Origin of the sequence: Achromobacter ruhlandii (assembly GCF_902859695.1) — a bacterium.
In the GTDB taxonomy this organism is placed as follows: Bacteria; Pseudomonadota; Gammaproteobacteria; order Burkholderiales; family Burkholderiaceae_B; genus Achromobacter; species Achromobacter ruhlandii.
This window is the reverse complement of the sequence record NZ_CADIJL010000006.1, coordinates 57,935-78,434: the sequence shown is the minus strand read 5'-3', so window position 1 is coordinate 78,434 and position 20,500 is coordinate 57,935. Positions and strand designations below refer to the sequence as shown.

Sequence of the window (20,500 nt, the reverse complement as noted above, 5' to 3'; positions counted from 1 at the left end):
GCGGCTGTCAGCCCGCGTCGGTGCGCCGTTCGATGGCGCGGATCACCGCCACCATGTCGGACGCGCCCAGGCCCTGGGCCTCGGTCTCGCCGTACAGCGCATGGCTGGCGTCCAGCAGCGGCGAAGCGATGCCGGCGCCGCGCGCGGCCTCGGCCACCAGCCGGCTGTTCTTGAGCACGTCGGTGATCGCCGCCTGTACGGAAAAGTCCTGCGTCACCAGCTTGCCCAGCTTGACGCGCGACACATCGCTGGCCATCGGTCCGGCGTTCAGCACCTGGGCGAACAGGGCCAGGTCGATGCCGTGACGCTCGGCGAAATGCACCGACTCGGTCAGGCCCGTGACCATGGTGATCAGGAACAGATTGACCGACAGCTTCATGACCAGCGCGGACGGCACCGCGCCACAGACGAAACTGTCGCGGCACAGCGGCCGCACCAGTTCGCGCACGGCGGCGACGTCGTCGTCGTGGCCGGCCAGCATCACCACCAGTTGCCCGGCTTCGGCCGGCTTGCGCGAGCCCGACACCGGCGCCTCGACGTAGCGCCCGCCGGCCGCCTCGATGTCCGCGCCCAGTTGGCGCGAAAAGTCGGCAGATGTGGTGCCCATATTGACGATCACGTGGTCGCGCACGCGCGCGGCGAAGTCGTCCGTGCCGCGCGCCAGCACCGTGTCGATGGCCGCGTCGTTGGCGAGCATCAGGATGACGGTGCGGCATTGCGCGTAGACCTGGCCGGCGCTGTCGGCCACGCGCGCGCCCGCGGCGCGCAGCGCGTCGTAGCCGCCGGGAGAACGGCTCCAGACCACCAGCGGCGTGCCGGCCCGGGCCAGATTGAGCGCCATCGGCGTGCCCATGACGCCCAGGCCGATGAATCCGATATCCATATGAGTCTCCGATATACGTTCAGGGGCGAGTCAGCGTCGCCTTGATTTCCGCTCCGATGATAAGACATGCCCGGCACGCCCGCCTCAGCCTCGCACCGCCGCGCTCAACCGCGCCGATGTTTTTTGCAGCGTTTTACACAATTGGAGACGTCCCGCCGGGGATTTCGGGCCACAATGCGCCGGCATCCGTCCGCCGTCTCACCAGGAACCCCGATGAACAAAGCCCTAGCCCTGCTGCTCTGCGCTGCCCTGCCCACCCTGGCCACCGCCGCCCAGCCCGATGTCGAGGCACTGAAGCTCGATCCGCGCAACAAGCTGTACTGCAACGAACAGGCCGACTGGTGCGTCGGCATCAAGGTCGATGGCAGCTTCGAGGAAAACGGCCCGTTCGCCACCAGCCGCACGCTGCGCGCCGACTACCGCATCTGGGACCTGCCCGACATCCCGAACTTCACGCACTTCACGGTCTGGCCGCACCTGATCCGGCTGAGCGAGGAACGCGCCCTGGTGGGCGTGATCGGTCCCAACGAGCCCGACTACAAGGAGGAAATCCAGTTCCCCGGCGGCAGCTTCTCGCGCCGCGACCTGTACCTGTTCGTGGTCGACCTGGGAGACAAGTCGTCGAATCTGGTGCAATTGCTGCCGTACAGCGCCAAGGCCGGCATCCGCGCCTGCGCCAACGAGGCGGACGAGAAACGCCGCGAAGGCAACTGCATGGACTATTACCGCTATGACGCCACGGTGAAGGCCCTGCCCAGCCAGCAGCCGTACCCGGACCTGCAGGTCACCACCCAGGCCACGCGCAGCCCGGCCGACGCCAGCCGCTACGCCGATTCGAGCAAGCGGCCCGCGCCGACGGCCGCGCAACTGCAACCGCAGGCCGACAAGCAGTGCAGCTACACGGTGACCTACAAGTGGAAGGCAGACGGCTCGGTCTACCAGCCGGCCACGCCGGTGCCGGACTGCGCCGAGTTCCTGCAACCGCGGCCCGGGAAGAAATAAGGCACTGGCCTTGGCCACCCTGGCCGCGCCCGCCCCGCCGCACCGGCGGGACGCGGCGGACCGTTGGGGTCGTCAGTCGGCGTAGCCCGGATTGCGCCGGTCCAGCCGGCGCAGCAGGCCCGGCCAGGCCAGCGCGGCCTTGTGGGCGCGGTCGGCCGGGGATTCCACCGCGGCGCGGGCCAGCACCTCGGGCGGGATGAAGGTCAGTTCTGCGCCGCCGGCCTGCGCCCGCACCTGCACCATGCAGGCCGCTTCCAGCCGGTGCATGGCCTGGAACGCCTCGGCCATGCTCTGCCCCACCGTCAACAGGCCATGGTTGCGCAGGATCAGGTAGTTGTTGCTGCCCAGGTCGCGCACCAGCCGCGGCTGCTCTTCGGGATTGAGCGCCAGGCCCTCGTAGTCGTGATAGCCGAGCGAACGCAGCACGATGAACGCGAACTGCGACAGCGGCAGCAGGCCTTCCTTCTGCGCCGACACCGCCACGCCGTTGATGGAGTGCGTGTGCAGCACGCACATGGCGTCCTTGCGGGCCGCATGGATACAGCTGTGGATGGTGAAGCCGGCCGGATTGATGTCGTATTCCGAGTCCATCACCTTGCGGCCTTGCAGGTCGATCTTGACCAGGCTGGAGGCCGTGATCTCGTCGAACATCATGCCGTAGGGGTTGATGAGGAAATGCTCGGTGCCGGGCACCTTGGCCGTGATATGGGTGAAGATCAGGTCGTCCCAGCCGAACAGCGCCACCAGCCGGTACAACGCCGCCAGGTCTTTGCGCACCTGCCATTCCGTGGCGCTGACGCGCTCGCACACACCGCCGCCCACCTTGCCTGCCGTATCCATGTCGTCTCCCTTGCCTGATGTTCTCCCGTCACCGGCGCGGCGCGGGAGCTTGTTGCACAATGTGTTCGGTAATGTATTCGGTTTACGCGCCCGCGGCGGCGCCGGCCAGGCAAGCGTCCGCACTGTGCAACAGGGGCGCGCGGCGGTCCTGAATGTCGCGCCCGGCTCCCGCGGGGCGGTCCGGGCGCGACGTGCCTGGCCGGGGGCCGCTAAGTGCCCGTCAAGCGCCCGAGCGGGCTGCGCGGGCCGCGCGGCGAGCGGCTGTCAGTCCGCGTCGGTCCACTGGCCGCTGTCCGGCCGCACGCATTGGCGCGCGTCGCCACGGCGCACCTGTTCCGCGTCCAGCCGCGCCGCGCCGGCGGCATCGACGTCGAAGTCGATGCCCAGCGCGCCCGCCACGCGGGCGTCCTCGATCGGCAGTTCCCATGTCAGGAATACCTGCGACAGATCGCGGCCGTCCGCGAAGTCGGCGGCGTCGAAAACGCTGGCGCCGCGCGGCACCACGCCATGCGGCTGGCAGGTATCGAACAACACGGCGGTGCCGCGCGTCAGGGCGATGCGCCGGCCGGTCTGGGCGAAAACCAGATCCAGGCCCTTGTCCTCGCTCAGGAACAGGTTGCAGAAGGCGGCGCCGCCGTACTGGTTGCCGTCATGATGGTAGCGGGCGCCGCGGCAAGCCATCAGGGCGATGTCGCCCGTGTCCAGCGCATCGCCCAGGCCGAGCGCCGCGGTCCAGTCGCGCATGGCGCGCACGCAGGCGCCATAGTCGGGCCAGCGCACGATGGCGCGCGCCAACGGCATCTGCTCGACATCGCCCGGCTCCAGTTGCAGGCGGGTATCGATCTCGCGCGTCCAGTCGGCCAGCAGGCGCGCGGGCGGCGCGGGCAGGGCCAGGGTGGCGGTCGGCGTGGCGACGCCGACGCCGCGGCTGCGCAAGGCATCGCCGCTGGCGAAATACGAGATGAGGGGAACGCGGGACATGCTGCTATTAAAGCCCAAAGCCGCCGCGCGACGCCGCCGGAACCCGGCCCGCCCGCCAGACCGGCCGCCCCGCCCGGCAGGGGCCGGATTCAGCCGCCGACCGCGCCGGCCCAGAGCCGCTGTATCCAGGAGCGGCGCGGCGCTCGCGGCCGGTTGCCGGTGTAGTCCTTCTGCGAGGCCTTGACCACCTCGCCGAACGGCATGCTGCCGCGGTAGTCGTCGGGCCTGTGGCCAGCGGCCAGCGCTTCCTGGTAGTAGCGGTCGAACAGTTCGGCCAGGTCGGTGCGCGCATGCGCCACCACCTCGCCGTCGAACCAGTGGCGCCTGCCTTCGTCGCGCAGGCGCGGCATGGCGTAGCGGTGCGAGAACTGCGTGCCCATGTCGGAATAATGCAGGATGCCGATCTCGTCGGGCGCCAGGCCTTCGCCGTCGATGCTGTTGTAGCGCGCGTCCAGGTGCCGCACCAATTGCGGCCGCGCGGCGAAGTAGTGCTTCATTTCGCGGTTGGCGTGACGCTTGGCGCGCAACGCATCGAGCGCCGGCAGGTGGTCGCGGGCGCGGGCGCAATCCCACAGCGCCACGCACGACCGCCAGCCATCGCCGTCGCGGCGGCCGGCGACAATGGCCTCGCCTTCGAAGGGCAGGTCCCAGATCTCGGCCAGGTCGCACAGCACCAGCATGTCGGCGTCCATGTACAGGGCGCGGCCCTCGAAGCCGGCGGCGGCCGGCACCGCCCAGCGGAAGGCGGAAAACGGCGTCGACCATTTCTCGGTACGCCAGCCGCGACCGCGTTCGGGATCGCAATACCAGGGGCTGGCGGGGTCGCGCGACAGACGCATCCAGGTGATCTCGACCGGCCGCGAGGCATGCTTGCGGGCGCTGTAGTCCAGCACCATCATCTGTTCGAGGTCGCAATCGTTCGGGTCGCAGCCCACGAAAATCCTGATGGCGTCGCGCATCTGTGTCGTCATCCCTGGCAATGGGGTCGGGGCCTCGGGCCGCCCAACCTGAATAATTACTGAATTGTAATCGGACTTTACCCTGGGCGCGATGCTTTCCGCATCGGGCCGCTCGGCTCGCGGCCGGCCCGCCCGCGCAGGGACGCGCAGGCCGCCGGCCGCCAGGACACGCCGGACGCGCGGGGCGCCGGCCCGTTGCTACCAGTAGATGTCCTGGTTGTAGTACTTGTGCAGCTCACGCGCCCAGGTCTCGTCGGCCATGCTCGGCCAGTTGTCCTTGTCGAACCCCGGCGCGTTCTTGAGCGTCTCTTTGTCGACGTTGAGCACGAAGCACTTGCGGTCCGTATCCAGCGTCAGCGCCGCCCAGGGAATGGCGAACAGCTTTTCGCCCATTCCCAGCACGCCGCCGCGCGCCAGCACCGCATAGGCCACGCGGCCGCGCGGCACGTCGATCATGATGGCCTTGATGTCCCCCAGGCTCTCGCCGGCGCCGTTGTAGACATCGTTGCCTTCCAGCGTATTGGCGGCCATGACCTCCGGGCCGGGGCCCAGTGCCTTGGACTTCGGACCGCCGACGATATTCGCTTGCTGTTCCATCGCGTTTCTCCCGCGGGACTGTTCCCGCTGTCTGTCGTTGAAGGATGAATCGTTGTGAATGACGAGTGAGGCCGCCCTCAGCGGCGCCGGGCTTCCGACATCAGGCACGCGCCCGCCAGCGCGCCCACCAGCACGGCGCCGGCGATGCTCTTCCAGGCGTTCTCGTGCACATACCCGTCGGTGGCCGCCGAGACTTCCCGGGCGCGCCGCCACGCGTGCTTCTCCCAACCGCGCGCCTCGGCGCGCGCGGCATCGAGTTGCTGCTTGAGGCGATCGCGCGCCGCTTCGATCTCCGCGCCACCGTAGCTGGCCGTGCTGCGCAGCAGGTTCTCGGTTCCCGAAATCAGGTCCCGCAACGTGCCGTTGCCGTTCTGTGTAGCCATGACACCTCCTTGAAAAAAACGTCCGCGCCAGCCGCGCTGCGAGCCCGGACCCAGCCCTTTCAGCAAGCCGCGTGCCACGCCCCCCGTCAGCCTGCCCACCACTGTTTGATGGTGGCGCGCAACGCGGCGCTGCCCGCGGCGCCGGTCTCTTTGCGCAAGGCCGTCATGTAGGCGCCGAATTGCTTCATCGACACGTGCGGCGGCAGCGGCGGCATTTCCGGGTCGGTTACCACTTCCAGCACCGCCGGCCGTCCGGCCGACAGGGCCCGGTCCCAGGCCGGTCCCACCTCGTCGGGCGAGGTCACGCGGATACCCTCCAGGCCCAGCAGGCGGGCGTAGTCCGCGTAAGAGAATTGCGGCAGCCACTGCGAGTCGGCAAAGCGCGGATCGCCGCCCATCACGCGCTGCTCCCATGTCACCAGGTTCAGGTCGCCGTTGTTCAACACCAGCACCACCAGGGTTGGATCGCTCCAGTCCTTCCAGCGGTGCGCGATGGTGATGAGTTCGTTGATGCCCAGCATCTGCATCGCGCCGTCGCCCACCAGCGCGATCACCGGACGCGCCGGATAAGCAAGCTTGGCCGCCACCGCGTAAGGCACGCCGCAGCCCATGCTGGCAAGCCCCCCGGATACCGAGGCCATCATGCCTTCGTCCAGCTGAACGTCGCGCGCATACCAGTTGGCGGCCGAACCCGAGTCGCAGGTGACGATGCTGTGCGGCGGCAGGCGGCTGGACAGCTCCAGGAACGGGCGCTGCGGGTTGACCGGCGTGGCATCGACCAGGGCGCGGGCACGCACCGTTTCGCGCCAGCGCCGCACCGACTTCTCGATCTGTTCGCGCCACGGGTTTTCCGCCTTCGGTTCAAGCAGGGGCAGCAACGCGTCGAGCGTCAGCCTGGCATCGCCCACCAGCCCGACCTCCACCGGATAGCGCAGGCTCAACTGGCGGCCGTCCACGTCGATCTGCACGGCGCGGGCCTGGCCTTCCCTGGGCAGGAATTCCGCGTACGGAAAGGACGTGCCCACCATCAACAAGGTGTCGCAATCGTTCATCATTTCCCAGCTTGGCTGGGTGCCCAGCAGCCCGATGGCGCCCGTGACGTAGGGCAGCGCGTCCGGCAGCACCGCCTTGCCCAGCAGCGCCTTGGCCACGCCGGCCCCCAGGCGCTCGGCCACCGCGCGCACTTCGTTGCCGGCGGACAGGGCGCCCGCGCCCACCAGCATCGCCACCCGCTCGCCGCGATTGAGGATGTCGGCGGCATTGGCCAGCGCGGCGACGGGCGGCACCGCCGCGTGCGAGGTGACGCCGATGCCGGTGCGCACGGTGCCGTGTTCGCGCGGCGGCACCGGCACCGCCTCCAGGTCCTGCACATCGTTCGGCACGATCAGGCAGGTGACGCTGCGCCGCTCCATGGCGATGCGCATGGCGCGGTCGACCATGTGGCGCGCCTGCACCGGCGAAGTCACCATGTGCACGAACTCATGCGCCACGTCCTTGAACAGATTCACCAGGTCCACTTCCTGCTGGTAGTCGCCGCCCAGCGCGCTGCGCGCCTGCTGGCCGACGATGGCCACCACCGGCTGGTGATCCAGCTTGGCGTCATACAGCCCGTTGAGCAGGTGGATGGCGCCCGGGCCGGAGGTCGCCAGGCACACGCCCACCTGCCCGGTGAACTTTGCATGCGCGCAGGCCATGAAGGCGGCGCCTTCCTCGTGCCGCGTCTGCACGAATTCCAACGTGTCGTTGCGCCCGAAAGCGCCAATCAATCCATTGATGCCGTCGCCGGGATAGCCGAACACGCGTTGCACGCCCCATTGGCCGAGACGGTCCAGCATAAAGTCGGATACGGTTTGCATGGCGTTGCTCCTTCTGTCTGCACAGGTGGATTACGCCGTGCGCAACTGGCGTGCCCGGGCGGCCCGCCCGGCGCATGCCGCGCAGCCGCAGGCGGCATTTACAACGGGCGGCAACAACGACACGGGCGCCTTGCGGCGCCCGAAGTTCGAGGGACAGGAGCAATGGCCTGACCGCGTTGCGCGGGTCCCGGGGCTGCAACGCATGCTCGGCGAAAGCGCCGCCACCGGACTCGTAGCGTTCCACCGCCTCGTACCAGGCGTATGGGCGGAACGTCTTCCTGACGGAAGCCGTGATGCGCTACCGCGGGTTCACTTATCAGCGCAATGAGCGCGATGGCGCGCCGCCGGAGCCGCGCCCCGGCTCAACCGCGCAAAGCCGCCTCGATTCCGGCCACGTCGATCTTGCCCATCCGCATCATGGCCTCGAAGGCGCGCCTGGCGGCGGCGCGGTCCGGCGCCACCAGCGCCTCGGTCAACACGCGCGGCGTGATCTGCCAGGACAGGCCCCATTTGTCCTGGCACCAGCCACAGACATTTTCCGAGCCGCCGTTGCCGACGATCGCATTCCACAAGCGGTCGGTCTCGGCCTGGTCGTCAGTGGCGATCTGGAACGAGAAGGACTGGTTGTGCTGGATGCCGGGGCCGCCGTTCAGGCCGAGACAGGGAATCCCGGCCACCGTGAATTCCACGGTCAGCACATCGCCTTCGCGCCCCGACGGATAGTCGGCGGGCGCATGCATCACGCGGCCCACGGTGCTCTCGGGAAAGGTCTGTGCGTAGAACCGCGCCGCGTCCAGCGCGTCGCGGTCATACCAGAGGCAAATCGTATTCTTGCTGATCATCATCGGTCTCCTGCGATGAGAAGCGAAACGCGAAACGAAGCAGGCAACGCGCGAACCCTATACGGCTATAGCGCTCGCCAGGTCCGCGCCCTGCTCAATGAAGAATGCTGCCCGGTCGAGCATAACGCCGGCCCCGGCGCACAGTCGTTACGAAGCGTTGGCGCATCTCAAGCGCCCCAACGGCGGCGATCCTCCCCCCGGGGTGACAGACCTTCGCCGCTCTGCGCATAATCCCGGGCATCCCGTCCTCCCCCAAGGGGTCCACCGGCATGTCTTCCCCCTCGCTGGCCCGACGCGGTGGACTGGAGCGTCTACGCCAGCCGCGCCGGCGAGCCCGGCGCGACCGTGTTGCAGCGCGACGCCGACGGCCGGCTGTGCCGCATCGACCGCTACCGGCCGGTGCGTGGACGCCAGGTCGAGGATGGCGGCTACCGGCTCGCCTATGATGCCCAGCGCCGGCTGATGGCCTACGCCGAATTCACGTCGGCGCGCAGTGGCAAGAGCGCGCTGCAGCAGGCTTGCGTCAGCCGCGACGGCCAAGGCCGCGTCACGGCCGTGTTCCGCGCGGGTGCAGCGCTTGAACGCCGATGGCACGACCCGCGCGGTCTACCGCTCGCGTCCCGATCCCGACCGGGACGGCGCGATGATCGCGTAGGCCATGCCGGCCGACACCGTCTAGGGCGATGGCCTGCCGTCGTGGGATCCCAAGGTACAGACCGTGCTGCTCAAAGGGCTCAGCAATGCCCAGGGCCGGGTCGTGCTGGACGCGGGGCAGATTGCGCCGTTCCACCGGGCCCTGCGCGAGACGCCGGGGCGGGTATTCCTGTATGTGCACGACATGACCCGCTTCCTGCCCGTCACGGCGCTGGATGCCAAGGCCTGGGGCCGCTGCGTCGATCCGGCCCGGCGCGACGCCGGCGCCTGCGACTGAGCGCGGGCCGTCTCGTTCAGGGACTGGCCTGCGTCTCGACCGTCAGGTGCGACAGGCCGGCGATATGCGCCAGCTTGGCCTTGTAGAACGCGCTGTCGCGCGGATGGCGCGTGACCAGCGACACGATGGCCGCGTAGTGGCCCGGCCCCACCTGCCACACATGCAGGTCGGCGATCTCGCCGTCGCCGGCATCCAGGGCCTGTTCGATGTCGCGCCGCATTTTCCCGCTCTGCGGCGTGGCGTCGAGCAGCACGGTGCCCGAGTCGCGGATCAGGCCCCACGACCAGCGCGCGATGACCAGCGCGCCGACCACGCCCATCGCCGGATCGGCCCACAGCCAGCCGTAGCTGCGGCCCAGCAGCAAGGCCGCGATGGCGAGCACCGAGGTCAGGGCATCGGCCAGCACGTGGATGTAGGCGGAGCGCAGGTTGTTGTCACGAACGCGCGCGGCGTGGCCATGACCGGCGGCTGGCGCGTGGCCGTGGCCGTGGTTGTGGTCGTGGTTGTGGTCGTGGTCGTGGTTATGGTCGTGGTTATGGCCGTGGCCATGGCCATGATGGCCTCGATCATGGGCGCCACGGACAAGAGGGCCATGATCATGGTCATGCCCGTGCCCCGCGTGGCCATGCCGATGGCCGCCATGGCCGTGCGCATGGCCATGGTCATCCTTCAGCAGCCAGGCCGATACCAGGTTGACCAGCAGCCCGGCGACCGCGATGGCGATGGCCTGGTCGAAACGAATGGGCACCGGATCGACCAGCCGCGCCAGGCTTTCCCAGCCGATGATCAGGGCGATCAGCGCCAGCACGATGGCGCTGGCGAATCCGGCCAGTTCGCCCAGCTTGCCGGTGCCGAACGTGAAGCGCGGATTGCGGGCCTGGCGGCGCGCATAACCGTAGGCGAGCGCGGTGATCAGCATCGCGCCGGCGTGCGTCGACATGTGCCAGCCGTCGGCCACCAGCGCCATCGATCCGTAGATATTGCCGGCAACGATCTCGATGGCCATCATGCTGGCGGTCAGGGCAATGACCCACCACACCCGACGCTCGTTGCGCCGGTGGTCTTGGCCCAGGAAGACATGATCGTGGGACGGGGAATGATTCATGGGGTTGCTCCTGCTGCCCGCCAGGCCCGTGACCGACGGCCCGGCGCCGGCGGGCCGTTATTTCATGTAGGCCCGGATGACATCCATCATTTCCCGCGCCGCCTGGACCCGCTCGGATTCGGACGGCGCGTGCACCACGTGCTCGTCCAGATGCCCCTGCATCACCTCGGCGGTCAGGCCGCTGAGCGCGCCGCGCGCGGAAGCCAGTTGGCGCAATACCTCGCCGCAGGGCGTCTCGGCCTCCAGCGCGCGTTCCAGCCCATCGAGCTGGCCGCGGATGCGGCGCACGCGGGCGATGAGTTTTTCTTTCTGGCGGATGGTGTGGGCCATGGCGGATGAATGCCTGAATATAGTCTAGGGGACTATATTATAAATACCGCGACGCAAAAGGAATGCCCCTGCCACCGCCCCCGAAAAGCGGACGAAGGCAAGCCGTCCCGGCCCGAAAGCCCACGGATACCCCGGCGCCGCGTGGCGAGACGGCCGGCAGTGGAATGGTGCTTCTATCCGATTCAGGCTGAAATGACCCGATTCGGGTAGAAATAACAATAACAATCATTATCATAAATGAATTCGCGGCACGCCCCGCCGGTTTGCCGCGTACGCCCCGCGCCGCCCTCTCGCGGCACGCCCGGCATCCGCCTGCTCACTCCTCCGGAGAATCTTCCCCGTGCCATCGCGCCGCGCCTGGGCCTTGCTGGCCAGCCTCTACAGCACCCAGTTCCTGGGGCTGATGTTCTTCGTCATCGCCATGGTGGCCATCCTGCGCGACGGCGGGGCCAGCCTGGACACCCTCGGCCTGGTCTACCTGATAGGCATGGCCTGGCCGCTCAAGGCGTTGTACGCGCCGTGGATCGACCGCCACGCCACCGGCCTGCGCGGCCACTACCGCGGCTGGCTGCTGGTGACACAAGCCGGGCTGGTGCTGTGCCTGGCCCTGATCGGCATGCTCGACCTGCGGACCGACTTCACGGCGATCTACCTGCTGTGCTGGGCCACCGCCTTGTTCTCGGGCGCCCAGGACGTGGCGCTCGACGGCCTGGCCTGCCGGCTGCTGACCCGTCCGGCCGATCGCGGCTTCGGCAACGGCCTGCAGATCGCCGGCGGCCTGATCGGCAACCTGGTCGGCGGCGGCATGATGCTGATGCTGTATCCAAGGCTGGGCTGGCGCGGCTGCTGCCTGTTGCTGGCCGCGCTCACGGCGGTGTCGTGGATCCAGCTGCTGGGTTACCGAGAACCACAGTGGCCGCGCAGCGCCGGGCCCGCCAGCCATGCGCGCCTGCTGGCCTTCTGGCGCGGCCCGCAACGCAAGCGCTGGCTGCTGTTGCTGGTGCTCTATCCGGCCTCCGCGTCGCTGGGGTATGCCGTCATCATGCCCTCGCTGATCGACACCGGCTGGTCGCTCGCCGACATCGGGCTGGTCCTCAACGTAGTCGGCGCCAGCGCCGGCCTGCTCGTGGCGCTGGCCTACGGCCGCCTGCTCAAGCGCTGGTCGCGGCGCGGCGCCACCCTGTCGGCGGCGCTGTTGCAGGTGGCGGGCATCGCCGGGCTGGCGCTGCCCGCCATGGCCTGGGGGTCGCATGCCACGGCGGGCGTGGCGGTGGTGCTGTACTACATGCTGTACACCCCGGCCGCCACGGTGCTGTGCACGCTGATCATGGATCAGTCGTCGCCGCAAAGCCCCGCCACCGACTACACCCTGCAGATGAGCGTGAGCCATTTCTTCGCGATGCTGCTGACCTCGGCCGGCACCATGCTGGCCGGCCGCATCGGCTATGGCGGCGTGGTCGGCGCGGCGATCGCGCTGGCGGTGCTCGGCCTGCTCGCCGCCATGCGCTGGGTTCCCCGGGAGGCGGCATGAACAAGCCCTGGGAAATCATGCGGCCGGTGCGCGGCCGGATCCGCCTGGCCATGGGCCTGGCGGTGGCCGGCGTGCTGTGCAGCCTGGCGAGCCTGGGCTGCCTGGCCCTGGCCATGCGCGACCTGCTGCGGGCGTCCGCCGCCTACCCCTGGCCCGCGTTCCTGGGCGCACTGGCCTGCACCCTGCTGGCCTGCTTCCTGCGGCTGCAGGCCTTCAACCAGTCGCACTATGCCGCCTTCCGCCTGGAAGTGATCCTGCGCAACGACCTGGTCCGGCACTTGTCCCGGCTGTCGTTCGGCGAATTGCAGGCGCTGGGCAGCGGTCCGCTGGCCAAGGTGGTGCAGAACGACGTGCAGGCGCTGCACGTATTCGTGGCCGACAGCACGCCGCTGTTCGCCCGCGCCTACGCCATGCCGGTATTCAGCGCGGCGCTGCTGTTCGCGCTGGACTGGCGCATGGCGCTGGCCGCCGTGGGCGTGCTGGCGGTGGGCGCGGGCGGGCTGTCGCTGGCGATGCGCGGGCGCGAAGTCATGACGCGGCGCTACCATCAAGCGCGCGAGCAGGTCAGCGCCGCGGTGATCGAGTACGTGCAGGCGATGCCTGTGGTGCGCACCTTCGATACCGGCCAGACCACCTTCGGCCGCTACCATCGCGCCCTGGAACGCTACCTGGTCGTGCTGACCGATTGGTATCGCGGCGCCAGCTTCAGCTCACGCTTCGCGATCGCCGTGCTGGGCCCGCTGCCGACGCTGGCGGCGCTGCTGTGGCTGGGCGCCTGGTGGACGGCGCAGGGCCAGCTCGATTTTCCCGTCTGGCTGGCCTTGCTGCTGTTCGGCATGGGCATGGCCGAGGCCATGTTCCCGATGATGTCGCTGGCGCACATGATCGACCAGGCCAAGCTGAGCGTGGCGCGCATCCAGCAGGTGCTGGCGATCGCGCCGCTGCCGCCGGCGCGCGCGCCGGAGCGTCGTCCTGCCGACGCCAGCGTGCGCTTCGAGGATGTGCGCTTCGGCTATGGCGGCGCCCCCGCGCTGGACGGCCTGAGCTTCACCGCGCGCGCCGGCCAGTTGACGGCGCTGGTGGGCCGCTCCGGCGCCGGCAAGAGCACCGTGGCGCGGCTGATCGCGCGCTTCTGGGACATCGACGCCGGGCGCCTGCTGGTGGGCGGCGTCGACGTGCGCGACCTGGAACGCGAGACCCTGTTCGAGCACGTCGCCTTCGTGTTCCAGGACAACTTCCTGTTCTCCGGCAGCGTGGCCGAGAACATCGCCATGGGCCGTCCCGACGCCAGCCCGGCCGAGATCGAGGCCGCCGCCCGGGCCGCGCAGGCGCACGACTTCATCCTGGCGCTGCCCGACGGCTACGCCACCGTGCTGCGCGAGGGCGGCAAGGACCTGTCCGGCGGCCAGCGCCAGCGCCTGACGATCGCCCGCGCCGTGCTGATGGACCGCCCGATCCTGGTGCTGGACGAAGCCACCTCCGCCACCGATCCCGAGAACGAACGCGCGGTCGGCGCCGCGCTGGCCGCGCTGATGCGCGGCCGCACCGTCATCATGGTCGCGCACCGGCTCTCCAGCATCCGCCACGCCGACCAGATCCTGGTGCTGGACCGTGGCCGGCTGGCCGAATGCGGCACGCACGACACCCTGGTCGCGGCCGGCGGCCTCTATGCCCAGCTGTGGCACAACCATCAACGCGCCCGTCGCTGGACCCTGGGCGACCAAGCCTCATGACCACACCTCCCGCTCCCTGGCGCGACACCTATCGCCGCCTTCTCCGCAGCGCCGGCAGCCAGGCCGGCCGCCTGCGCGCCAGCCTGTGCCTGCTGCTGCTGGCCGCCGTGTGCCAGGGCCTGTCGCTGGCCTGCATCGTGCCCCTGTTCGTCCACCTGACCCGCGGCGATCCCTGGCGCGCCGCGCTGGCCTGGCTGGCGGCCTTCACCCTGCTGGCGGCGGCCGCCATCGTCCTGCGCTGGCGGGCGCAGGGCTTCGACTATCGCGGCCACATGGCGCGCGCCACGCACGAACTGCGCGTGCTGCTGGGCGAGCAGCTACGGCGCATGCCGCTGGAGGCGCTGCAGGCCCACCGCACCGGCGGCATCGCCGCCAAGCTGCTGGGCGGCGTCGACGAACAGATGAACTACGCGCTGACGGTGATCAACCTGATCCTGGGCGCCATCGTCACGCCGGCCGCGGCCGCCGTGGCGCTGCTGGCCTGGGACTGGCGGCTGGGCGTGGCGCTGATGCTGGTGTTCCCCGCCATCGTGCCGCTCTACCGCTGGCGCCGGCCGGCGCTGGACCGAGGCCACGACGCCACGGGGCGCGCCAACGAGGCCCTGAACGCCGAACTGCTCGAATACATGCAAGGGCTGCCCGTGTGCCTGGCGACGGGCCGCGCCGGCGCCGCCAACGAACGCCTGCGCGCCGGCTTCGAGCAGCTCGAGCAATTGCAGCGCGAACACCACCGGCGCGGGGCCAAGCCATCGCTGATGGTGGCCGCCATCGTCGAATCCGGCATGCTGGCGATCCTGGGCTGCGGCATGCTCTGGGTCACCCAGGGCAGCCTGGCGCCCGCGGCGCTGGGCGCGGTGCTGGTGCTGGTGGCGCGCTTTGCCGAACCGCTGGCGACCTTTGTGAACTTCACCACGGTCCTGGCGCTGATCGAAGCCGCGCTGGCCCGCATCGAGGAGCTGCGCGAGGTGGCGCCGCTGCCGCAATGGCCCGCGCAGGGCGGCCTGGCCGGGCCGGCGGACATCCGCATCGAAGGCCTGGAGTTCCGCTACGCCGGCGGCACTGCCGCGGCGCTGCGCGACATCGACCTGGACCTGCCGGCGCGCGGCCTGACCGCGCTGGTGGGGCCGTCCGGTTCCGGCAAGACCACACTGACGCGCCTGCTGATGCGCCACGCCGACCCGCAGCGCGGCGCGATCCGGATCGGCGGCGTGGATATCCGCAGCCTGCCGCCCGCGGACCTGAACCGCCTGATCTCGACCGTGTTCCAGGACGTGCACCTGTTCGACGACAGCGTCATCGGCAACATCGGCATGGCGCGGCCCGAGGCCGGCGAGGCCGAGGTGCGGGCGGCGGCGCGCGCCGCCCATTGCCTGGACTTCATCGAGCGCCTGCCGCAAGGCTGGCAGACCCGCCTGGGCGAGGCGGGCGGCAAGCTGTCGGGCGGGGAACGCCAGCGCCTGTCGATCGCGCGCGCCATCCTCAAGGACGCGCCGATCGTGATCCTGGACGAACCCACCGCCGCGCTCGACACCGAAAGCGAACTGGCGGTGCAGGCGGCCATCGACACGCTGGTGGCGGAACGCAGCGTCATCGTCATCGCCCATCGCCTGTCGACCATCGTCGCGGCCGATCGCATCCTGGTGTTCGAGGACGGCCGCATCACGCAGCGGGGCACGCACGCCGAACTGCTGGTGCAGCCGGGACGCTATCGGCGGATGTGGCAGGCGCAGCAGGGGTAGCGCGGGCCGCCCCCTTCGCGATTCCTCGCCCGGCGCCCTCACCGCGCGCGCGCGCCGACCTCGATCGCGACGCCTTCCACGCAGGCGACGACGCGCCCGTCAGCGCGATCGGCCGGATGGCCGCCGGTGAAGTCCGAAAACGCTGGCAGGATCGTGAGACCGGGGCGCAGCCAGAACGCCGGCCAACTGCGCGGCACGCCGCGCACGGATGTCTTCGGATGCATGTGGCCGGCGATGACGTGCCGGCCGTCTGGGTCCGCCCGCGGGACATGGCTGAACAGGAACGGGCCGTCAATGTGCGTCTCGCCCAGCTGCCGCACGCCGAACGCCGGGCCATCCAGGGCGCGGTCATGATTGCCCGCCAGCACCGCGACATCCAGCGCGGCATGGTCCCGCCGCCACGCCATCCAGGTATCGCGCCACCCCGCCTGCCCGGCGGGCCCGTGCAACAGATCGCCCACGATCCACAGCTCGCGGGCGGCGGTGCGCGCGATCACATCCGCCAGGCGGTCCAGGTCGCCGCGCGTGGCGCCGCTGGGCACCGCGATGCCCGCGCGCCGGAACACATGGCTCTTGCCCAGATGCAGGTCGGCGATGACCAGGCGCGAACGCGCCGGCCAGAACAGGGCGCGCGTCCCCAGCAGCCACATGGGCTCGTCGCCCAGCAGCGCCCGCAATGCGCCGTCAGGCAATGCGCTCATAGCGCTTCTCCAGTTGCTGCGCGGCGCGCCTGACGCGCGCCTGCCAGGTCTCGGTGCTGAGTTGCCCGCGCATGCTTTCGGTCCACAGCGGGAACGACAGGGGCGTCAGCGCGCGCGGCTCGCGCAGCGCCAGTTCGCGCCGCTGGCAGTCGTGCAACGCCGCCAGCAGGCGCGGCGCTTCCAGTTGCAGCTCGAAGACCTCGCGCTCGGCTTGCGCCAGTAGCAGGTGATCAGGATCGTAGCGGCGCAGCACATCGTAGAGCAGCCCGCTGGAGGCCTGCACCTGCCGCAGCGAGCGTGCCGCCTGGCCGGGCAATGACGGCGTCAACAGGCCCGCCACGCGCGCGATCTCGCGGAACTGGCGGCGCGCCATTTCGCCCAGGTTGACGCCGTCGCGCAGGTCTTCGGCCATGTGTTCGGGGCTGAGCAACTGGCGCAGCAGCGCCGCGTCCAGCGCGGCCGGCTCGGCCAGCGTCAGCATCAACCCGTAGTCGTTGACCGTATAGGAAATCGTGTTGGCCTGCCGCCGGCCCCAGCGCAGCGCGATCATTGCCGCGATGCCTTCGTGCACGGCGCGGCCGGCGAACGGAAACAGGAACAGGTGCATGCCGCGCCGTGTGCCGATGCGTTCTGCCACCAGCCGCCCCCGGTCCGGCAGCGCGCTGGCCTGCGCCTGGATCCGCAGCAGCGGCGCGACGGCGCGCATCTCCGGATGCGTGCCGGGATGCGAATACAGGCTTTCCACTTCGCTGGCCAGTTGCGTCGACAGGGGCATGCGCCCGCCCTGCCAGGTGGCGACCGGGCCATCGCCGCCCTTGGTGCGGCGCACATAGGCCACCATGCCTTCCAGCCGCACCAGTTCCAGCGTGCGGCCGGCGAACTGGAAGCGGTCGCCACGCCGCAGGCGCGCCAGGAAGCCCTCTTCCACCGAGCCCAGGCTGCCCCCGCGCAGGTATTTGACGGCCACGGCGCCGTCGGCGGTGATGGTGCCGATGGACAAACGATGGCGGAACGCGACGCGCCGGTCGTGCACGCGATAGCGGCCGTCGTCGTCGCGCACCACGCGTTGATAGTCCGGATACTTGGCCAGCGCGCGGCCGCCCTGCACGATGAAGTCCAGCACCGCCTGCCAGGTGGCGCGATCGAGCGCGGCATAGGCATGCGTGCCGCACACTTCCTGATACAGCGCGGCGGCGTCGAAGCCGCCGCCCAGCGCCAGCGTGACGGCATGCTGGGCCAGCACGTCCAGGCTGCCGACCGGCGGCGGCCGGGATTCGATCTCGCCGCGCGCGATGGCCTGCCGGGCGGCGGCGTACTCGATCAGTTCGAGCGCCTGCGCCGGCACGCACACCACGTTGCCGGACTCGCCCGGCCGGTGCCGGGCGCGGCCGGCGCGTTGCAGCAGGCGCGCCACGCCCTTGGGGCTGCCGATCTGCAACACCTGGTCCACCGCCGGGAAATCCACGCCCAGGTCCAGGCTGGAAGTGGCCACCACGCAGCGCATCGTGCCGTCGCGCAGGCCCTGCTCCACCGCCGCGCGCAGCTTGGGATCGAGCGAGCCGTGATGCAGCGCCAGGGTGCCCGGGGCCTCGGGCCAGATCGATTCCAGCGCGCGGTGCCAGAGCTCGGCCTGCGCGCGGGTGTTGGTGAACAGCAGGGTCGCGCGCACGTCGAACAGGCGCTTGAAGACCCGTTCCAGCTGCGACAGCCCCAGGTGCCCCGCCCACGGCAGGGCGCGGCTGCGTTCGGGCAACAGGGTCGATATCTGGATCTTGCGCGGCCGCGCGCCCGCCACCAGCGCGCTGTCGGGCGCATGCGGCAGCAGCACGGCGCGGGCCTGGTCCAGGTTGCCCAGCGTGGCCGACAGGCCCCAGGTGCGGGCGCCCGGCGACAGGCAGCGCAGGCGCGCCAGGCACAACTGCAGCAGCACGCCGCGCTTGTTGCCCAGCAGCTCGTGCCATTCGTCCACCACGATGCCGCGCAGGGCGCGAAAGCGCTGCGACGCATCGGCGTAGGACAGCAGCAGCGCCAGGGACTCGGGCGTGATGACCAGCACGTCCGCCTTGCCCTGCCGCGCCAGGCGCTTGTCGCGCGCGCTGGCGTCGCCGGTGCGCAGCGCCACCGTCCACGCCAGGCCCAGGTCAGCCGCTGTCTGTGCCAGGGCGCGCGTGGTGTCGGCGGCCAGCGCCCGCAGCGGCGTGACCCACAGCACGCGCGGCCCCTCGCCCGCCGCCGCGCGCGCCGGCGCCGGATCGGCCAGCGCTTCCAGCAGCGGGCCGCCGAATGCGGCCAGGGTCTTGCCGCTGCCGGTGGGCGTATGCAGCAGGCCGGATTCGCCGGCCAGATAGCGCCGCCAGGTTTCGCGCTGGAACGCGGCCGGTTTCCAGCCGCGCGCCGCGAACCAGGCCAGCAAGGGGCCGTCCCGCCGCGCGCCGCTCATCGCGCCAGGGCCTTCAGGGTATCGAGCCGGTCGGCCTGGTCGGCGCGCTTGTCGTGGCGCCAGCGCAGGATGCGCGGAAAGCGCACCGCCACGCCGGACTTGTGCCGTTTGGACAGGTTGACGCCTTCGAAACCCAGCTCGAACACCTGCACCGGGTCGACCGAGCGCACCGGGCCGAAGCGCTCGCGCGTGTGGGCGCGCAGCCAGCGGTCCAGTTCCAGGATCTCCTTGTCGTCCAGGCCCGAGTAGGCCTTGGCGATGGGCACCAGCGCGTCGCCGTCCCATACGCCGAAGGTGTAATCGGTGTAGAGCGTGCTGCGGCGGCCGTGGCCGGACTGCGCATACAGCAGCACCGCGTCGATGGTGAGCGGATCGATCTTCCACTTCCACCAGTCGCCGCGCCGCCGGCCGCTCTGGTAGGGCGCGCCGCGGCGCTTGAGCATGAAGCCCTCCACGCCGCGCTCGCGCGATTGCGCGCGCAGCACGTAGGCCTCGTCCCAGCTTGCCGGCGCCACCAGCGGCGACAGGCCCAGGCGCGGGTCGGCGCGCTCGCGCAGCAGCGCTTCCAGCCGCGCGCGGCGCGCGGCCTGCGGCTCGTCGCGCAGATCGGCGCCATCCAGCTCCAGCAGATCGTAGGCGAGCAAGCGCACCGGCGCCTCGGCCAGCCACTTGGGTCCGGGCTTGAGCCGCTGGATGCGCGTCTGCAGGGCCGAGAACGGCATGGGATCGACGCTGTCTTCCTGCCAGGCCAGCAGTTCGCCGTCAACGACGCAGTCCACCGCCAAGGCGGCCGCGGCCGCTTCGACTTCCGGAAAGCGGCCGTCCAGGCGCTCTTCGCCGCGCGACCACAGCGCCACCTCGCCGCGCCGCCGGATCAGTTGCGCGCGGATGCCGTCCCACTTCCACTCCAGCAGCCAGTCGTCGATCGGACCCAGCAGCGCCGGGTCGCCCTCCAGCGGCGAGGCCAGGAAAAAGGGATAGGGCTGCTGGCGGTCGCCGGGCAGTTCGTCGGCGCTGAGCAGGTCGCGCAGGAACGCGGGGCTGGGCGACCATGCGCCCAGCATGCGCTGCGCGATGCGGGCGATGGGCACGCCCGACAACTCCGCCAGCGCCTGCTGCACCATGCGTTGCGACACGCCGACGCGCAGCGCGCCGGTCAGCAGCTTGTTGAAGACCAGGCGCTCGATGTAGGGCAGCCCCAGCCAGGCCGCGACGATGACTTCGCGGCGCTCGGCCTCGTCGCGGTTGGCGACCGGCACCAGGATCTCCTCGATCCAATCGGCCAGGCCGCGCTCGGGCGCGGCGGTGCGCGGGTCGGGCACCAGCAGCGCCAGCGTCTCGGCCAGGTCGCCGACCTGGTCGTAGCAGGCGTCCACCAGCCAGGGCGCGGTCTTGGACGCGGTCGCGGCCCAGGCGCGCAACTCGCCGACGGCGGCGATCTTGCGGCGCGCGCTGGTGATCTTGCCGCCCGCCAGCAGATACAAGGCCCAGGCCGCGTCGCGCGGCGGCGCATCGCGGAAGTACGCCACCAGCGCCGCGCGCTTGTCCAAGGTGGCGGTGCTGCGGTCCAGTTCCTGATACAACGCCGCGAATCGCTTCATGCCTGGATCCGTTCCCCTGTCGCTACGAAAATGGCGCGGCGCGCCC

Annotated in this window: 18 protein-coding genes; 5 read left to right on the top strand and 13 right to left on the bottom strand. The window is 70.4% G+C overall.

The genetic code is table 11. The features are described from left to right. Nucleotides 1–7: 7 nt before the first annotated feature. Nucleotides 8–883 (bottom strand): NAD(P)-dependent oxidoreductase, encoded by an 876-nt coding sequence (locus HV742_RS10105; protein WP_063585363.1) that lies wholly within the window; start codon nucleotides 881–883, stop codon nucleotides 8–10. A 213-nt stretch (nucleotides 884–1,096) separates the two neighbouring features. On the opposite strand from HV742_RS10105, the gene HV742_RS10100 reads away from it, so the two are divergent. Beyond that, nucleotides 1,097–1,885: a hypothetical protein gene (locus HV742_RS10100; protein ID WP_175144958.1), complete on the top strand. Its 789-nt coding sequence runs from the start codon at nucleotides 1,097–1,099 to the stop codon at nucleotides 1,883–1,885. Nucleotides 1,886–1,957: 72 nt separating this feature from the next. On the opposite strand, the gene HV742_RS10095 is transcribed toward HV742_RS10100, so the two are convergent. The 7 genes from HV742_RS10095 to HV742_RS10065 all read right to left on the bottom strand — a co-directional run bounded on the left by HV742_RS10095 (nucleotide 1,958) and on the right by HV742_RS10065 (nucleotide 8,343). Continuing rightward, a complete protein-coding gene (locus HV742_RS10095; protein WP_175144956.1) occupies nucleotides 1,958–2,725 on the bottom strand; it encodes a class II aldolase/adducin family protein in 768 nt (255 codons plus the stop codon). 264 nt (nucleotides 2,726–2,989) lie between these two features. After that, complete coding sequence (locus tag HV742_RS10090) at nucleotides 2,990–3,706, bottom strand: hypothetical protein (protein ID WP_175144954.1); 717 nt, start codon at nucleotides 3,704–3,706, stop codon at nucleotides 2,990–2,992. An 89-nt stretch (nucleotides 3,707–3,795) separates the two neighbouring features. Next, nucleotides 3,796–4,677, bottom strand: coding sequence for a glycosyltransferase family protein (locus tag HV742_RS10085; protein ID WP_232734785.1), 882 nt, complete (start codon nucleotides 4,675–4,677; stop codon nucleotides 3,796–3,798). Between the two features lie 186 nt (nucleotides 4,678–4,863). After that, entirely contained in the window at nucleotides 4,864–5,262 is a 399-nt protein-coding gene (locus HV742_RS10080; RefSeq protein ID WP_049075947.1) for a PRC-barrel domain-containing protein, read from the bottom strand. A 77-nt stretch (nucleotides 5,263–5,339) separates the two neighbouring features. Then, entirely contained in the window at nucleotides 5,340–5,645 is a 306-nt protein-coding gene (locus HV742_RS10075; RefSeq protein WP_049075949.1) for an ElaB/YgaM/YqjD family protein, read from the bottom strand. An 86-nt stretch (nucleotides 5,646–5,731) separates the two neighbouring features. Beyond that, a complete protein-coding gene (locus HV742_RS10070; RefSeq protein ID WP_068950354.1) occupies nucleotides 5,732–7,501 on the bottom strand; it encodes a thiamine pyrophosphate-requiring protein in 1,770 nt (589 codons plus the stop codon). Between the two features lie 362 nt (nucleotides 7,502–7,863). Continuing rightward, complete coding sequence (locus HV742_RS10065) at nucleotides 7,864–8,343, bottom strand: VOC family protein (protein WP_175144952.1); 480 nt, start codon at nucleotides 8,341–8,343, stop codon at nucleotides 7,864–7,866. Between the two features lie 718 nt (nucleotides 8,344–9,061). On the opposite strand from HV742_RS10065, the gene HV742_RS32250 reads away from it, so the two are divergent. Continuing rightward, entirely contained in the window at nucleotides 9,062–9,274 is a 213-nt protein-coding gene (locus HV742_RS32250) for a hypothetical protein (protein ID WP_238907859.1), read from the top strand. Between the two features lie 16 nt (nucleotides 9,275–9,290). Here HV742_RS32250 and dmeF read toward each other — a convergent pair whose 3' ends face one another. Both dmeF and HV742_RS10050 read right to left on the bottom strand, forming a co-directional pair. Next, a complete protein-coding gene (gene dmeF, locus HV742_RS10055; RefSeq protein ID WP_175144951.1) occupies nucleotides 9,291–10,379 on the bottom strand; it encodes a CDF family Co(II)/Ni(II) efflux transporter DmeF in 1,089 nt (362 codons plus the stop codon). A 57-nt stretch (nucleotides 10,380–10,436) separates the two neighbouring features. Further along, nucleotides 10,437–10,709 carry a metal/formaldehyde-sensitive transcriptional repressor gene (locus HV742_RS10050; RefSeq protein ID WP_054415202.1) on the bottom strand — a complete coding sequence of 91 codons (273 nt, stop codon included), beginning with the start codon at nucleotides 10,707–10,709 and terminating at the stop codon, nucleotides 10,437–10,439. Nucleotides 10,710–11,049: 340 nt separating this feature from the next. On the opposite strand from HV742_RS10050, the gene HV742_RS10045 reads away from it, so the two are divergent. Genes HV742_RS10045 through HV742_RS10035 form a run of 3 tightly spaced genes read left to right on the top strand, consistent with a single transcriptional unit; the run spans nucleotide 11,050 to nucleotide 15,712 of the window. Continuing rightward, nucleotides 11,050–12,240 carry an MFS transporter gene (locus tag HV742_RS10045; RefSeq protein ID WP_175144950.1) on the top strand — a complete coding sequence of 397 codons (1,191 nt, stop codon included), beginning with the start codon at nucleotides 11,050–11,052 and terminating at the stop codon, nucleotides 12,238–12,240. Nucleotides 12,241–12,257: 17 nt separating this feature from the next. Beyond that, nucleotides 12,258–13,973, top strand: a complete 1,716-nt coding sequence (locus tag HV742_RS10040; protein ID WP_302478781.1) for an ABC transporter ATP-binding protein — start codon at nucleotides 12,258–12,260, stop codon at nucleotides 13,971–13,973. Beyond that, nucleotides 13,970–15,712 (top strand): ABC transporter ATP-binding protein, encoded by a 1,743-nt coding sequence (locus tag HV742_RS10035; RefSeq protein ID WP_175144948.1) that lies wholly within the window; start codon nucleotides 13,970–13,972, stop codon nucleotides 15,710–15,712. The genes HV742_RS10040 and HV742_RS10035 overlap by 4 nt, the downstream gene beginning before the upstream one ends. 38 nt (nucleotides 15,713–15,750) lie before the next feature. Here the strand turns inward: HV742_RS10035 and pdeM are convergent, their stop codons facing one another. From pdeM to HV742_RS10020, 3 genes are read right to left on the bottom strand one after another with little or no spacing between them, the layout of a single operon-like run. After that, complete coding sequence (gene pdeM, locus HV742_RS10030) at nucleotides 15,751–16,413, bottom strand: ligase-associated DNA damage response endonuclease PdeM (protein ID WP_175144947.1); 663 nt, start codon at nucleotides 16,411–16,413, stop codon at nucleotides 15,751–15,753. Continuing rightward, nucleotides 16,397–18,853 carry a ligase-associated DNA damage response DEXH box helicase gene (locus tag HV742_RS10025; protein ID WP_175144946.1) on the bottom strand — a complete coding sequence of 819 codons (2,457 nt, stop codon included), beginning with the start codon at nucleotides 18,851–18,853 and terminating at the stop codon, nucleotides 16,397–16,399. Before HV742_RS10025 ends, pdeM begins: the two co-directional genes overlap by 17 nt. Continuing rightward, nucleotides 18,850–20,454 carry an ATP-dependent DNA ligase gene (locus tag HV742_RS10020; protein ID WP_175144945.1) on the bottom strand — a complete coding sequence of 535 codons (1,605 nt, stop codon included), beginning with the start codon at nucleotides 20,452–20,454 and terminating at the stop codon, nucleotides 18,850–18,852. Before HV742_RS10020 ends, HV742_RS10025 begins: the two co-directional genes overlap by 4 nt. Between the last annotated feature and the right edge of the window lie 46 nt (nucleotides 20,455–20,500).